This is a genomic window from Cylindrospermum stagnale PCC 7417, from assembly GCF_000317535.1.
In the GTDB taxonomy this organism is placed as follows: Bacteria; Cyanobacteriota; Cyanobacteriia; order Cyanobacteriales; family Nostocaceae; genus Cylindrospermum; species Cylindrospermum stagnale.
Map to the genome: position 1 here is coordinate 2,959,527 of NC_019757.1, position 13,751 is coordinate 2,973,277.

General features: G+C 42.0%; 12 protein-coding genes. 4 read left to right on the top strand and 8 right to left on the bottom strand.

Annotated elements, in window-relative coordinates:
• Window positions 1-338: 338 nt before the first annotated feature.
• A complete protein-coding gene (locus tag CYLST_RS11955) occupies window positions 339-1,355 on the bottom strand; it encodes a sulfate/molybdate ABC transporter ATP-binding protein (RefSeq protein ID WP_015207982.1) in 1,017 nt (338 codons plus the stop codon).
• Window positions 1,356-1,458: 103 nt separating this feature from the next.
• The gene (yidD, locus tag CYLST_RS11960; RefSeq protein ID WP_015207983.1) at window positions 1,459-1,959 is read right to left on the bottom strand and encodes a membrane protein insertion efficiency factor YidD; all 501 of its coding nucleotides are present in this window, start codon (window positions 1,957-1,959) and stop codon (window positions 1,459-1,461) included.
• A 198-nt stretch (window positions 1,960-2,157) separates the two neighbouring features.
• Between yidD and chlP the strand changes: the two genes are divergently transcribed.
• Together chlP and CYLST_RS11970 are read left to right on the top strand one after the other, a co-directional pair.
• Complete coding sequence (gene chlP / locus CYLST_RS11965) at window positions 2,158-3,414, top strand: geranylgeranyl reductase (RefSeq protein WP_015207984.1); 1,257 nt, start codon at window positions 2,158-2,160, stop codon at window positions 3,412-3,414.
• A 300-nt stretch (window positions 3,415-3,714) separates the two neighbouring features.
• On the top strand, window positions 3,715-4,332 hold the full coding sequence (locus tag CYLST_RS11970; RefSeq protein ID WP_015207985.1) for a Uma2 family endonuclease: 618 nt from the start codon (window positions 3,715-3,717) through the stop codon (window positions 4,330-4,332).
• 157 nt (window positions 4,333-4,489) lie between these two features.
• Here the strand turns inward: CYLST_RS11970 and CYLST_RS11975 are convergent, their stop codons facing one another.
• From CYLST_RS11975 to CYLST_RS11985, 3 genes are all read right to left on the bottom strand, one after another.
• On the bottom strand, window positions 4,490-5,335 hold the full coding sequence (locus CYLST_RS11975; RefSeq protein WP_015207986.1) for a hypothetical protein: 846 nt from the start codon (window positions 5,333-5,335) through the stop codon (window positions 4,490-4,492).
• Between the two features lie 54 nt (window positions 5,336-5,389).
• The gene (locus CYLST_RS11980; RefSeq protein ID WP_015207987.1) at window positions 5,390-6,262 is read right to left on the bottom strand and encodes a hypothetical protein; all 873 of its coding nucleotides are present in this window, start codon (window positions 6,260-6,262) and stop codon (window positions 5,390-5,392) included.
• Window positions 6,263-6,607: 345 nt separating this feature from the next.
• Window positions 6,608-7,351 carry a response regulator transcription factor gene (locus CYLST_RS11985; protein ID WP_015207988.1) on the bottom strand — a complete coding sequence of 248 codons (744 nt, stop codon included), beginning with the start codon at window positions 7,349-7,351 and terminating at the stop codon, window positions 6,608-6,610.
• A 155-nt stretch (window positions 7,352-7,506) separates the two neighbouring features.
• Here CYLST_RS11985 and CYLST_RS11990 point away from each other — a divergent pair, with 155 nt between their 5' ends.
• Both CYLST_RS11990 and hetI read left to right on the top strand, forming a co-directional pair.
• Window positions 7,507-8,595, top strand: a complete 1,089-nt coding sequence (locus CYLST_RS11990) for a YheT family hydrolase (RefSeq protein WP_015207989.1) — start codon at window positions 7,507-7,509, stop codon at window positions 8,593-8,595.
• Window positions 8,596-8,632: 37 nt separating this feature from the next.
• Window positions 8,633-9,361: a 4'-phosphopantetheinyl transferase HetI gene (hetI, locus tag CYLST_RS11995; RefSeq protein WP_015207990.1), complete on the top strand. Its 729-nt coding sequence runs from the start codon at window positions 8,633-8,635 to the stop codon at window positions 9,359-9,361.
• Window positions 9,362-9,364: 3 nt separating this feature from the next.
• Here hetI and CYLST_RS12000 read toward each other — a convergent pair whose 3' ends face one another.
• From CYLST_RS12000 to CYLST_RS12010, 3 genes are all read right to left on the bottom strand, one after another.
• Window positions 9,365-10,168, bottom strand: coding sequence for an SDR family NAD(P)-dependent oxidoreductase (locus CYLST_RS12000; protein WP_015207991.1), 804 nt, complete (start codon window positions 10,166-10,168; stop codon window positions 9,365-9,367).
• Between the two features lie 313 nt (window positions 10,169-10,481).
• Window positions 10,482-11,993 carry a thioester reductase domain-containing protein gene (locus CYLST_RS12005; protein WP_015207992.1) on the bottom strand — a complete coding sequence of 504 codons (1,512 nt, stop codon included), beginning with the start codon at window positions 11,991-11,993 and terminating at the stop codon, window positions 10,482-10,484.
• 11 nt (window positions 11,994-12,004) lie between these two features.
• Entirely contained in the window at window positions 12,005-13,666 is a 1,662-nt protein-coding gene (locus CYLST_RS12010) for a PfaD family polyunsaturated fatty acid/polyketide biosynthesis protein (protein ID WP_015207993.1), read from the bottom strand.
• Window positions 13,667-13,751 lie beyond the last annotated feature (85 nt).

Genomic DNA, 13,751 nt, shown 5'->3' on the forward strand with positions numbered 1-13,751 from the left:
GTTAGAAGCCTTGAAAACTATACCCGTTATTTTGGCTTGTCTGTCAATGCGTAAGTCCTAGATATTTAAATTAAGTACATTAATATATGACGCTTATAAAAAAAACCACCCAAGCGGGTGGCTGCAACTGACTTTCTCTAGTTTGTGTGAGATTTGGCGATGACATCACCTACTCTAGGTGCACTCCCCAACAGGGCAAAGGCACGTAATTTCTGAAATGCTTTCTGGATAAAAATCTTGATGAAAAAATAGCCTGATTAAAGAAACGCCCAAACCCTTGCTATTAAAGAATTCCTCTACTGTAGATGCGTTGGCCCTGGGGTTGGGGGCGAGGTGGTTTAAATTGAATAATATAACGGGAAAGATTTGGCATCTTTTGGCTTGACATAGACGCGCTGCTGTGGTTCTAACTCTAACTGATCAAAGCGATCGCGAGTTAAATGCGCTGTTACGGTTTGCCCATCATCTAATCTTAATTCTACTTGAATTTCCCAACCCAAATGAATGACTCGGCTGACTGTTGCAGGTGCTGTTGTCCCATTAGCAATTTTCTCGACAATCACATCTTGGGGACGCAAAAACACTTCTGGGTTTGGTGTATTAAAACCGCTGCTTTGGAAAATCTTGGAAGAACTGGGCAAAACATTCACCGGGCCAATGAAACTCATGACAAAAGCTGTAGCGGGATTATCATAAATATCCGCTGGTGTTCCTATCTGTTCCACCCGTCCTTTATTCATCACCACAACTTCATCTGAAACTTCCATCGCTTCTTCTTGGTCGTGGGTGACAAAAACAGTGGTAACGTGAACTTCATCATGCAAGCGGCGTAACCATGCCCGTAAATCTTTGCGGACTTTGGCATCAAGTGCCCCGAAAGGTTCATCTAGCAATAATACATCGGGTTCTACAGCCAGCGCTCTGGCTAAAGCTACCCGTTGTCTTTGACCACCAGAAAGTTGTGATGGATAGCGATCGCCTAATCCACTCAGTTGCACCAATTCTAGCAACTGGTCTACCCGTCCTTTAACCTTCTTGGGTAGTGTTTTGCGAATTTCTAAACCAAAAGCAATATTTTGCCGCACAGTCAAATGCTTAAATAGGGCATAGTGCTGAAACACAAACCCAATCTTCCGTTCTTGCACACTTTGATTTGTGGCATCTTTCCCAGTCAGCAAGATTTTGCCGCTATCTGGCATTTCTAAACCGGCAATTAACCGCAGCAAGGTAGATTTACCAGACCCCGAAGGACCCAGCAAAGCAACCAGTGAACCACTCTGAATTTCCAAATTAACCTGATCAACTGCTTGGAAACTGCCAAATTTCTTGGATATATTCTCAACTACTATGCCCACTGATGCTATACCTCTGCGATTAATCTACGGTTCGTTGCTAGGATTAAGGTGTTTTATATATATCATACATACTGGCTTTTGAATTAATTAAATTACAGAAAAGTTACCAACTACAGCCCCCGCAATCGAGACCACTACAATCAGCACCACTGCAATCAGCACCACTACAATCAGCCGCCCCAAAATCGAGGGCACCGCAATCAGGAGTCATGCTGACAAGTTCGGCACAACTACAGCTTAAATCGGCGCAGTCAGGGCAGAAAGAAATGTCATTACCCACGAATGAAAACCTTTGAGCAGCCTTAGCTGGTGGGTTTTGTTTTTCCTCTTCTTCTTCCTCTGTCGGTTCTGGGTTCTCGATTTGGGAGTGCAAAATTTGATTAGCTTGCTTACAAGCTTGGAACCGTTCCCGTGACTTGATAAACGCTATTTTTAAGCCATCTTGTGCGATCGCTCTTTTGATGTATTGAGAGCAAGATTCCCCACCATATAAGACTCGATGAGCGCAAACAAAGCCTTTGTGAGGCGAAATATGCTTTTGATATCCAGTAATTGCAGCGGTGCTGATTTGTCTAGTAAAAGAATCGAACAAAGAAATTTGCATTTTTTTTCTGCGATGTGCGAGTCTATCATTCAGATAACAACAATCTATAAATGCAGATTTCGTTGCGATTAAATATTATTTTTTTCTAAAATTTAATCGTCTCTAGAGGCTGATATTTGTATCGCAATATTAAGGAATATTGCATTTCTATCAAAACCCTAAGGTTAAGCGAGAAATCAGCCAAAAGTCCGTGATACGATGCTTTCGGTAAATGTGAAGATTGGGAGAAAACCTTTGACACTACGGGTTGCTGTTGTTGGCTCAGGCCCAGCTGGTTCATCTGCCGCTGAAACACTGGCAAAAGCTGGAATTGAAACTTACCTGATTGAACGGAAGCTAGATAACGCTAAACCCTGTGGGGGGGCGATTCCTCTGTGTATGGTGAGTGAATTTGACCTACCACCAGAGATTATCGACCGTCGAGTGCGGAAGATGAAAATGATTTCACCCTCAAATCGTGAGGTTGATATCAATCTGATTAATCAAGATGAATATATAGGAATGTGTCGCCGGGAAGTCCTAGATGGATTCCTGCGGGATCGAGCGGCAAAACTAGGTGCAATTTTAATAAATGCTACCGTTCATAAACTCGATATACCCACCAACAATACTGACCCCTACACCATCCATTACGTAGACCATACAGAAAGTGGCGCTCAAGGGATTGCCAAAACCCTGAAAGTAGATTTAGTAATTGGGGCGGATGGGGCTAATTCCCGCATTGCTAAAGAAATGGATGCTGGGGATTACAATTATGCGATCGCTTTTCAAGAGCGGATTCGCCTACCCCAAGACAAAATGGACTATTACAACGACCTCGCCGAAATGTACGTTGGCGATGACGTTTCCACCGACTTCTACGCTTGGGTTTTCCCCAAATATGACCACGTAGCCGTCGGTACTGGCACAATGCACGTTAACAAAGCCAGCATCAAACAACTACAAGCTGGTATTCGCGCCCGTGCTTCTGAGAAACTAGCAGGCGGTCAAATTATCAAAGTAGAAGCTCACCCCATCCCCGAACATCCCCGCCCCCGGCGCGTTGTCGGTCGCATCGCTTTAGTGGGTGATGCTGCTGGTTATGTTACCAAATCTTCCGGTGAAGGTATCTACTTTGCAGCTAAATCTGGGCGGATGTGTGCCGAAACCATTGTGGAAGCATCCAACAGCGGCGCCCGTATTCCCTCAGAAGGCGATCTTAAGATTTACCTGAAGCGTTGGGATAAAAAATATGGTCTCACCTACAAGGTGCTAGACATTTTGCAAAGTGTCTTTTATCGTTCCGACGCCACCCGCGAAGCCTTTGTAGAAATGTGCGGTGACATGGATGTACAGAAACTAACATTTGATAGTTATCTGTATAAAACTGTGGTTCCAGCCAATCCCATCACCCAACTAAAAATTACTGCCAAAACCATTGGTAGCTTAATTCGCGGTAACGCCCTCGCACCCTAAGCAATTGTCTCAGGTTTGCGAGTATGCTCCAAGAGAGGAAGTAATTCATAATAATTGTGAATTACTTTCTTCAGTTAAATAACATCAAATATATTTAATCCACTTAGTTATTTTCTTATTTTTCATTTTAGAGTGAGCAAAAAAAATAAATTATCCCGTAGGACAGGCGTCTCGCCTGTCCCTCAACAGTCCCTCAACAGTCCCTCAACAGGCGAGACGCCTGTTCTACAGAATATTGGGGATATTTTGAAAGTTGGAACACTCTTAGAGGATGTTCTAGAATGGGAATAGGAGGTTACTATGACTAGCATCACCCTGAAAAAACTAACTTTTGAAGAATTTCTAGTACACCATCCTGATGATGGTATCTACGAATTGGTGAATGGGGATATTGTCAAAGCGGAAGCAATTAGGGCGCATAAAAATATAGCCAGATATCTTGTTAAATCTTTTGACAGAGAAAGTGAGCGTTTAGAACTTGACTATATTGTAGATAAAGATATAGTCATCAGAACTGTTGCTGCTAATGGGGAAGAACGAGGGAGAAACCCAGATGTCAGCGTAGTAAGTGCATCTTTATGGAACGCCAATGTTACAACTTACGGCGCTGTTATTGAACCAATTCAACTAGCTGTAGAAGTAACATCAACTAACTGGGAAGATGATTACATAGACAAACTAGATGAATATCAACGTTTGGGAATTAAAGAGTATTGGATTGTGGATTATTTAGCTATTGCCTCTAGAAATTATCTAGGAAATCCCAAATTACCTACGATTTTTGTTTATCAGTTGGTTGATGGGCAATATCAAATACAAGCATTTACAGGAGAAGACAGAATAATTTCTCCTACTTTTACAGAATTAAATATAACGGTTGAGCAGGTTATTACCGCTAGTCAGATACATAAATTGTGATCACAGTGTACTTGGGTTGAAACGAGTGAAACCCAAAACAAACGATGAAGCTGATTTTGGTAGACATTTTATTGATTATGTCGTAAAGCACAGCAATGAAATAAGAAAATCAAGGTAGGAAGCTAGACAAGTTATGCTAGGCATGGCCCATGATAATTTATTTATTATCTATCTGCTTGAGTGATGTTTCAACTTCATCTCTGACTTGTGGTGAAACATCACTTTTCATTTCTAAGAGTTCAGCGTATGCCTTTTTAGCTAAAGCTTCATTGCCAGAATCTCTAACAATATGCTCAAAACCATGGGGTACAAGAGAACGTGGTTGTTCTGCTGCTACATTTTTTAGTCTACATAAAATTTCAAATGCTCGTTCATCAGCAAAATATTGTCCTAACAGTTCAGAAATCACAAACCAAGACATCCAATCAGTAAAAGATGGATATGCAGTCTCCAGCAGTGGGAGCAGACTATCTTTTTGAACATCAGATAAAAGTCGAAAGTTAAATTCTAACACTGTAAGAAAATGCGATGAGCCTTGGGAAACTAAAAACTTTTGTTGCTTGAGTAAATCAATAATCAGATCAAAAAAATATTCGGGAAAATAGTTTTTCATCGACATATTACCTGATATAGCATCGGCACATTCTTCCATCTGCATTTCTTCACCCACAGCCATAGCTTGTTCAATAGCTTCTTCAATAATCTGTGGATTGATATTATCAAATGCTTCGTGAGCCAGTTGTAAACTTGGCAATAAGCTCTGTTTTTCAGAAGTTGATAGATTGAACATAACTGTTCCTAAGAGCATGAGGAAATACCATCCTCCTCCTAATTCTAAGAATTTATCTTGATTGAGTAACCCAGAAAGAAAATCAAAATATTCTGCAAAAATCTCAACATCTGATAAGGTGCTTTTTATAGAAAAAAAGCATTCCCTCAAGAGTTTAGCATCACTAGATGCTATTGCTTTATTAATTGTTTCTGTTATTACTTCTGAATTCATAATTTTTCTTTCCACATTAGCAACCAAGGAATAAAGTTGCACATTGCTTTCTATTTAATATCCATGTCTAGGAAATGGGTCTAACGAAGGTAAAGGTAGAATCCATTCTAGAGGATTAGGCCATTGGATATCGGGTAATTGAAACCAATTATTGTGTGGATCTTCTGATTCTCTGATATCATCGGGAAGTTGACCGCATTTGGATGCATATACTGCCTTATGTTTGGCTAAGGTCTTCTTAAGTCTATTTATGATTCCCCTATGCCCTCGCTTGCTTAACCTTGGTTGCTTGTCATCGTCAGGATGAGTTTCAGGCAAGTTTCCACTGTTTTCATGTAGTTCTCCTATTCGCTTCTGAATATCGCTAATAACATTACGAATGGTTTGCAAAAGTTCCTGGCATTCCTGACCATTTGGGTCAAGCATACGGGCAAATTGGATTGCTTCTTGCTCTTGACTCTGGATATCGTGCTGCTGAACTTGATTGAGATGAGGTAGTTTTGTAGCCGAACCATCAAACCCTGTTGTACCTATCTGTTGCATTGATGCTGAAGTCCTTGTCCCATCTTCTTTAAGCTGCAAGTCTTCAAAACCATTATTCTGTTCCTTTTCAGTTTCTTGTGATTCACACGCGGCACACTTCATCTGTACATTTTCAACTGGCTGCTGTGGTTCAGTGCCAGGATTCTCTTCTAGCTGCTGTCTCTGAAGTTGAGCAAGCCTTGTTTCTATGGCTCTGAGCATGATGTTATCTTTGAGCCATTCCTCTGCTGTTGGTGGCTTGACAGTATTTATTGGCTGTTGTGAGGCTTTGGCATTTCTTTGTTGATAAGGGTTTGTCCAAGAGCTTGCTTGGTTCAAAGAACTGCTTTTCTTGGGAGCCGCATTGTTCCCAAAAGATGACTTTTGTACTTTGTGGCGAGACATACGCGAGTTATTGCAATATTGTTATTAACATTCTTGTAACTAATTTAACCTTTTGACTGAGTTTTGCCATAACGACTGATAAGTAGGATGACTATTACGCTCTTTCTATCTTTTCTCATCCTCTACTTTACGACCAAGTAAAGCTTCGAGATATTTAGTCTGACTAGTAGCTTGGGTTGAACCGAGTGAAATCAAACACCAACAACGAAGCTGTGTTGGGTTTCGTGTCTCAACCCAAGCTACACAGTTTTGTGAAATCCAAAATCCAAAATAGATTGGCACTCCCTGAATTGTGACGGCAAGGAGTGCCAATTAATCTATTAGCTAAGGGAATTGAGTAATATTTTACTCAACCACTGTTGTGATAACCCCCTCAATTGCTGACTGTACACTGGGTAACTCTAGACAGTATCCCGCACCATATACCGTCTTGATATAGCGAGGGTGGCGGGGATCTGGTTCCAGCTTGGTTCGCAAATGGCGGATATGCACCCGAATTGTTTCGATGTCATCATCAGGATCGTAGCCCCAGACTTCTCTGAGAATTTCGCTGGGGGAAACTGTTTGTCCGTGGCGTTGAAGCAAACAGTGAAGCAGCTCAAATTCCAAGTGAGTCAGTTTTACGGTCTCATTGAACCATATCGCCTCAAATCTTTCAGGAACGAGGGTAAGAGGCCCATAGTTGAGAATTTCACTGTGCTTTGCAGCTTGGGGAATGCGGTCAGTACGTCGCAAAAGGGCCCTTACCCGCGCTAGCATTTCTTCGACTTCAAAGGGCTTGGTGAGGTAGTCATCTGCGCCGGCGTTAAACCCTTCGACTTTATTCTGAGTTTGGCTTAAAGCCGTCAGCATTAAGACGGGGATCTCAGCGGTGCGCTCATCCCGACGCAGGCGTTGGCAGACGGTAAAGCCGTCTACCCTGGGCAACATCAGATCGAGCATGATCAGGTCTGGTTGTAGCTGGAGGGCCAGCGCTTGACCTTTGATGCCGTCTTCGGCTTGGCTAACATCATAGCCAGCCATCTCTAGATTGACAGCAACGAGTTCTGAAATCGCTGGGTCATCGTCTATGACAAGAATCCTCGGCATTCTTAAAAAATTATGGCTACTTATTTAAGGATAATTAAGAACCTTTGATAGATACAAAGATTGCTGTCCTGATTATAAAAAAGATTTTAAATCTTACATAAATATTAAGATTAAAGAATCGTCAAATCAAGACCAAATCACTCGAAATTCCATCTATGAAGCATTATCCAGCCTATAAACCGCCGCAGTTGCTGCAAAACGGTGTAGCTTTGACTGTGTACACTGCTTTGTGGGGAGAACGTAATTGGCAGAATACCACTCTACATCCAGAGCCGCCTTACCACAAAATGATCTTTATGGGTGGGCAAGGTGTGCCTATCTTTGGCTGGGTTGCCATACCGGAAAATGCTCATAGCACAATTGTGGCTACTTATGGCATTACAGGCGATTTAGAAGAAGGTTGGTCTTTGCGACTGCTGGGACGTAAAGCTTACGCTCAAGGATACGCCGTGGTGTTATTTGATTGGCGTGCCCACGGCAGAACTGCCGAGTTGTCGCCGACATTGACCTCCGATGGCTTGTATGAGGGGGAAGATTTTGTGCATATTGCGGCGGCGGCGGCAAATATGGGATGTCCGAAGAAATTTTGGTTTACAGGGTTTTCATTGGGGGGACAATTGGCGCTCTGGGGGCTGAAAATTGCGGCGGATTTGATGAAGGGGAATGAGTACTTAGGACTAAAAGACAGTGACATTGCGGGTGGGGCGGTAATTTGTCCGAGTTTGGATTCTTTGCGATCGCTAACTTATTTAGTCAAACAACCGATTGGCAAATATTTTGAAGCCGCGATCGCCAAAAATTTGAAAAAACTCGCCTGGAAAATACATGATGCTCATCCTGGTAGCCTTGATCCAGCAGCGATTGAACGGGCGAACAGCATTTGGGGATTTGACGAGGAACTGGTAATTCAGCGCTTGGGTTTTCCCACTGTGGAAGCGTATTATGAAGCCAGCAGTGCTTTACAGTTGTTACCCCAGCTTTCTAAACCGACCTTAATTGTTTATGCTGCCGATGACCCATTTTTTCACCCAGCTATCATACCCGAATTAGAAGCTGGCTGTGCTAGCAATCCGTTGATAGATTTGTTGCTGACTCGTCATGGCGGTCACCTTGGCTATTTGAGTAGCAAACAATGCCAGCGCCAAGCTCAAGACCCTGATCCCTGGTGGGCATGGAATCGCGTTTTACAGTGGCTGGAGGAAAAGCAAAGAGAAAAGGTAGAAAGGATATCACTGGTTAATTGAATCTTCCCAATTCTAAATCTAAAATCCTGGCATTGGCATGACTGCTTCTAATTATCTCTGGCTGCCCCCACCGACAGATTTAACTTTATCGCCAAATGATGTGCATGTCTGGCAAATAAACCTAGAGCAACCAGAAGCACAACTACAATCTTTTGCTCAAACCCTTTCCAGCGATGAAATAGCACGGGCTGATCGTTTCTATTTTCCCAAACATCGGCAGCGGTTTATCGCTGGTCGCGGTAGCCTCAGAGCGATATTAGGGCGCTATTTGGGTATCGAGCCGGCAAAAGTGCAGTTTGATTATCAACCCCGTGGTAAGCCGATGTTAGCAGAGATATTTGCTAATAGTGGACTGTTTTTTAACTTGTCTCACTCTGAAAACTTGGGTTTGTGTGGGGTGAGTTGCGGCCAAATTGGTGTAGATATAGAATACATTCGCCCGGTTTCTGACATAGAAAGCCTTGCCAAGCGGTTCTTTTTACCGAGAGAATATGATTTATTGCACGCGCTAACTGCAAACCTCCAACCAGAGGTATTTTTTCGGTACTGGACTTGCAAGGAAGCCTATTTAAAAGCAACCGGAGACGGAATAGCGCAACTAGAGCAAATTGAGGTATCCCTGACGCCCACAGAACCAGCTAAGTTACTGATAGATCAAGACTGGAGTCTCCTGGAGTTAGTACCTGCTAGCAACTATTTGGCGGCTGTTGTCGTAGCGGGTGATGCTTGGCGTTTCCAGTGCTGGCATTATCTGCCGAACCAATGAGGGTTAATTATCTTCCTGCATCGTTCTCACAATTCTTGTCACCAGCTTTCTGGGTACAAACCTGACGCTTTTGGCCAGTAGTCGATTTAGCAAACCAGGAACGACAACAGTTTTGCCTTTCATTAAAGCCTGATAACCAATCTGGGCAACTGTTTGGGCATCCATCATCTTCTTCCCCTTAAGCAACTTAGAGTCTGCCATTCCCGTTCTTTCATGAAAAGCCGATGCTGTGGAACCAGGGCAAAGAACTGTCACACTGACACCAGTACCTTCTAACTCATTAGCGATCGCTTCTGAAAAAGATAAGATATAAGCCTTAGTAGCAAAATAAACCGCCATCAAAGGGCCTGGTTGAAAAGCCGCCGCCGAGGAAACATTTAATATTTTTCCCTGGCCTTGCTTGACCATTTCCTTCAAAAATAACTTGGTTAAATGGGTGAGACAGACCAAATTTACCTGGATCATCTCCAGTTCAATAGCCAGGTTTGTTTCATTAAATAACCCATAAGTACCAAATCCAGCATTATTCACTAGCACATCAACCTTGATACTCGCTTGCTGAAGTTCTGTGAATATTTCTTCAGGAGATGTAGAAATCGATAGATCCTTGACAATAACTCTCACAGAAATTTCCAATTCTTCTTGGAACTGCGCCGCTATTTCTGAGAGTTTTAACCCATTTCTATCGACTAATACAAGATTGTAACCATCATGGGCGAAAATACACGCTAATTCATAGCCGATTCCACTAGCTGCCCCAGTAATCAGAACAGTTTGTTTATACTGAATTTGTTGTGTTGTGTTCATATCAGAAACTTGGTGAATTCAACTTGATGAAGCTATCCTGGATCTGAGCGTGGTTTTCAGTTGCCTACAATCAAGTAACTGTCATATTTGAACTACCAGAAAAGTCTGAAGTCGTTCCCATTTTCAAGGATTAAAAAAGTTCGTAGTAAGGACTTCAGTCCTTAAAATAATTTAAACTGAGCGATAAATCGCTCACTACGAACAAAATTTTAATTTTCCATCTAATTCTAATTATCTCTGCTTAATTAGTGCTAAATTCTGAAGAAAGAATGAAGAACATAGTTCTCTCTTCATTCTTACTCAGAAATTGGCGTTATAACTGGGCCATATTCAGGAAGCCAGTTTGAACCAAGTAGGAGGTATAAGTGATCAACAATTGGGAGTCAATCGGTGGACAGACAATAGAACTACCTGCGAGTGCATGTAGAGTATCTTGGCAACTAATATGAGGTCTTCTAGCTTGCAGATACAAATCTGGAATAGTCAGTTGTTCGTCAGACCAACGCTCTAGTAAAAATGGTCTCAGTGTGTATAAAGGATTATCTACAGAAGAGACATCATTGATTAACTTTTCTTGCCATTGTTGATATGGAATCATCTCAATTGAAAAACCAAAAGAGCGTATCCAGTCAATTAAAGCGCTCAAGGGAACAGGTTGGGGATGTTGTAAATGAAAAGCCTTACCAATAGATGATTTCTGCTGGGATAGATAAACAACAGCTTTGCTGACATAGTCTACAGGAGACATATCCAACATATAATCCACATCAGGAAAAGCTCCCATTTGTAGACAGCCTTTGACCATTAAATTAATAAAGTCATGTGTATTACAAATACCTGTTTTGCTATCACCTGAAATTAATGGTGGTCTATAGATTGTGACAGGAAGTCCTCGGTCACGAGCAATCTTAACTAACTTTTCTGCTACCCATTTAGTCTGAGAATAACCAAGAAAAATCCCTTCCCAATGATTGAAATCATCTTGTTCTTGGACAAGCTTGCCAGCATAAGCAGGTGATTCAAAAACAGCGACACTAGAAACGTAATGTACAGGTTTGACTTTGACACGACAAGCCAAGCGTAAAACTTCTTGAGTTCCCAGAACATTGGCTGCTTTCAGTGCTGAATAGGGATAAACATAATTCAGCAAAGCAGCACTATGGTAGATAGTATCAATATTGGCAGCAAGTAATTGAAACTGTTCAGCGCCAATTCCCAACAGTGGCTGAGATAAATCACCAACAATTGGGATAATTCTCGAATTAAACTGCTCATCCCAAAGGGCATAAGTTTCCAGGTTTTTTTGCAGTTTAATTTTGCCTTCAGCGGCATGATCAGCACGCACTAAGCAATAGATATCTGCCTGGGTTTTTTGTAATAATTCCTGGATAACAAAAGCACCTAAATAGCCTGTTCCTCCAGTTAAGAAAATGTGTTTAGGTTCATCTACAGCCACATAAGATGCAATATCAGGTTGGATAGTGGAGTCAAGAATAACTTCCGCAGCCAAATCTAAGAAAGGGGTGGCAGTCTTGGCAGGAGAAACTGTATCTTGAAGGAGAGAATCGGCTGGCAATTCTTCTGCTAAACGCTGAGAAAGGGCTTCAATATTTGGGTAGTGCCAGAGGAGGAGCGGGGATGGTTGAAATCCCAGCAATTTCTCCAACTTACTCACCAAAATCATTGCTTGGGCTGAATCTAAACCGTAGTTTTCTAAATGTTCTTTAACATCTATTTCATCGGTTGTAACTCCGATTAACTCAGCCAAATTAGACACTAACCATACTTGAATATCTTCGGCGGTATAAGACTGTTTAAAAGTCATTTGTACATCTCCTATTTAGCATGAACTGGTTGAAACTGACTGTAATAATCAGATATTTGCAGCCCTTGAATTTTTAAACTTTGGATGCGGTATAAAAATGCTGCACCTGTCATAATTTGGTCGGCAACATCCACTACCCGACGATTATTTGGTTCAGATAAGTAGGAACCTCGAACCCAGTCGTTGAAGCTTCCCATTGCCGGGCCACACCAAATTTGATAATCGGCTTCTCGTCCTTTTTCGCCAGTGAGAGACCAACGAGAAGACAATCCTAAATACCAGCGGAAAATCACAGCCATTTTCAGTTTGGGATTATTGACTGCCTTGCCCAATTTCTCAGGATTTCTTTGAGATAAATAAGCTGCGCTTCCTTCCCATACTTCGGCAATAGTTTTGCGAAAAACTTGTTTTTCTAATTTCTCTCTTTCTGGCAGAGGAATGTCTTCAATTGAGTCATAGCTGCGGTAGAGTTCAAATAGTTTCTGCGCTCGCATGGGGAACATTGTGCCGCGTTTGAGGACTTGCAGCTTCACGCCCATTTCAAACATATCTGCCGCTGGAGCCATCATCATATCGGCCATTTCGGCTTGAGCTAGTAACTTCTTGGTGTGTTCTGAGCTACCAGCTTCAATGCAAGACTGATTTATTGAGCCTGTCATCACATAAGCAGCACCCATCATAAAGGCAGCTAAGGCTGATTGTGGTGTCCCAATTCCACCAGCAGCACCTACTCTAATGAGTTTTGCGTAATGATATTGCGCTTGAATTTCATCTCGCAAGCTAATGATAGAAGGTAACAAACAAACCAAGGGACGGTTATCTGTATGACCACCAGAATCAGCTTCGACGGTAATATCATCAGCCATCGGTACTTTGGCTGCGAGAGTTGCTTGTAACTCACTAATTAGTCCTTGCTCAACAAGTTCTTTAAGAATTCTTGCTGGTGCTGGTTGTAGAAATTTAGTGGCAACTTCTCTGCGAGAAATTTTGGCAATGACTTTATTTTTTATTTCAATTTGATTAGCAGCATTCAAACTCAGTCCAACTGCCCGATAATAAACAATATTAGGGGTTAAGTCTAGAAAGGCAGAAGCTTCTACCGTTTTCACCTCATATTTGAGGTATAAATCTACTGCGCGGCGTTCAATTGCCGGTTCACTAGGACTGTGAATTAAATTGAAAGCATAAGGGCCATGAGGTAAAGCCTGTTGAATGCGGTTAATGGCTGTTTCCAAACGATCTGGACTTAAACCGCCTGCACCAAAAGAACTTAATATTTTCTCTTTTCCGAGTGCAATTACCATTTCTTCGGAAGCGATACCGCCAGCCATTGCCCCAGTTACATAGGCATATTTCACGCCATGAGAGGAGAGAAAAGTTGGATCACCTAACTGTTGGCTGCGTACTGGAGGAATAGATAATAGTAGCTCTACTTGGGTTGTTGTACTGTTATCAGTATTGGATAAATACCCATCATTAGTAACACCAATTTTATCGGCAACTTTAACGATGTAACAAGGTTTATCTAATGCTAGGAATTTATCTTTGATGGCATTTCGCTCAAAAGATATGCAATCTAATGAACCTTTCCATACTTGGTTTTGATTGTGAAACCAGGCGAAAAAACCAAGACCATTATCATGTTTGCTGCGTACCGTATCTACGGTTGTCACGGTAGTTATCCCTCAAGTTATTAAATAGGAGGCAAGGAGGCGGAAGCCCCTGGGAATGCATTCCCAGTCAGAGGCTGGGAACGAG

Coding starts and splice junctions, on each gene's coding strand:
- CYLST_RS11975 (WP_015207986.1), bottom strand. CDS start 5,335: ATGAATTCAGAAGTAATAACAGAAACAATTAATAAAGCAATAGCATCT.
- CYLST_RS12000 (WP_015207991.1), bottom strand. CDS start 10,168: ATGAACACAACACAACAAATTCAGTATAAACAAACTGTTCTGATTACT.
- CYLST_RS11980 (WP_015207987.1), bottom strand. CDS start 6,262: ATGTCTCGCCACAAAGTACAAAAGTCATCTTTTGGGAACAATGCGGCT.
- CYLST_RS11985 (WP_015207988.1), bottom strand. CDS start 7,351: ATGCCGAGGATTCTTGTCATAGACGATGACCCAGCGATTTCAGAACTC.
- CYLST_RS12005 (WP_015207992.1), bottom strand. CDS start 11,993: ATGACTTTTAAACAGTCTTATACCGCCGAAGATATTCAAGTATGGTTA.
- chlP (WP_015207984.1), top strand. CDS start 2,158: ATGCTTTCGGTAAATGTGAAGATTGGGAGAAAACCTTTGACACTACGG.
- hetI (WP_015207990.1), top strand. CDS start 8,633: ATGACTGCTTCTAATTATCTCTGGCTGCCCCCACCGACAGATTTAACT.
- CYLST_RS11970 (WP_015207985.1), top strand. CDS start 3,715: ATGACTAGCATCACCCTGAAAAAACTAACTTTTGAAGAATTTCTAGTA.
- CYLST_RS11990 (WP_015207989.1), top strand. CDS start 7,507: ATGAAGCATTATCCAGCCTATAAACCGCCGCAGTTGCTGCAAAACGGT.
- yidD (WP_015207983.1), bottom strand. CDS start 1,959: ATGCAAATTTCTTTGTTCGATTCTTTTACTAGACAAATCAGCACCGCT.